The organism is Petrocella sp. (assembly GCF_059865615.1).
On record NZ_JCBCDA010000161.1, the window covers coordinates 1 to 1,087 of the forward strand.

General features: G+C 34.1%; 1 protein-coding gene. It reads left to right on the plus strand.

Annotated elements, in window-relative coordinates; translation table 11 throughout:
* Window positions 1-4: 4 nt before the first annotated feature.
* Window positions 5-1,087: aminotransferase class V-fold PLP-dependent enzyme (locus tag AC6F8J_RS14970; RefSeq protein WP_500724424.1), on the plus strand; the 1,083-nt coding region annotated here is incomplete at its 3' end.

Below are 1,087 nucleotides of genomic sequence, written 5' to 3' on the forward strand. Positions count from 1 at the left end.
AAGTATGGATTATATTTCTAAACTGTATGGGACCAAAAGAACGATTTTTCTGGTTAATGGAAGTACTATGGGTATTTTAAGTGCTATTGGGGGTATTCATGAAGCAGAAGATACTGTTTTGGTTGCTAGGAATTGTCATCAATCCGTCTATCACGGCATTACATTGTTTAAGCTTAAGCCACTGTATATTTATCCAGAGGTGACCCAATTTGGTTTGGTTGGCGGTATTGATCCAAGAAAAGTGGAAGAAATCTTAATTGCCAATCCTAAAATATTGTCTTTTATTATGACGAGTCCCACATATGAAGGTTTTATATCGGATATTGAATCCATTGGAAAGATATGTAATCGCTATAATGTCATATTGATAGTGGATGAAGCTCATGGTGCACACCTTCCCTTTTCTAAAAGTCTACCGGATTCCGCAATAAAACTGGGAGCTGATATTGTTATACATAGCATGCATAAAACATTGCCTACTTTTACTCAATCGGCACTTATGCATCTGAATTTAGAAAAAGAGTCTGAAAGAAAGGTTCTTAGAATGCTACAGATGTTACAAACCAGTAGTCCATCCTATATTATGATGGCTCAGATGGATTTATGTATAAGACAGTTGATGTATCAAGAAAAATTGTGGACAAGTCATTTGAAACACTTAGAAAAGGTGCATAAGGTTCTTAATAAAATGAAAAGTATTCGGAGTCTGAACACTTATAGAAGTATTGAAGAAGGTATTATTGCGAAAGACCCTTATAAACATATTCTGCTTTTTGATAAGTCGGATATTTCTGGTCATGATTGTAACCATTTGCTTAGAAAAAAATATAATATTCAATTGGAACTATCTTCAAAAGTACATGCATTAGGTTTCTTCAGTATTGCGGATAGCAAAAGTGCTTTAGCCAGTTATGCAAAAGCAATCAGAGCTATAGACAAAAAGCTAAAACCTTTAAAAAAATCAACAAAGATTGTTAGTGGTTTTGATAGAAATCAAAAATCATTAGAACCCTATGAGGCGTTTGCAAAAAATAGCGAGAGAATACCTTTGCATCAAAGTGTGGATAGAATAGCAGCCAGTATGATT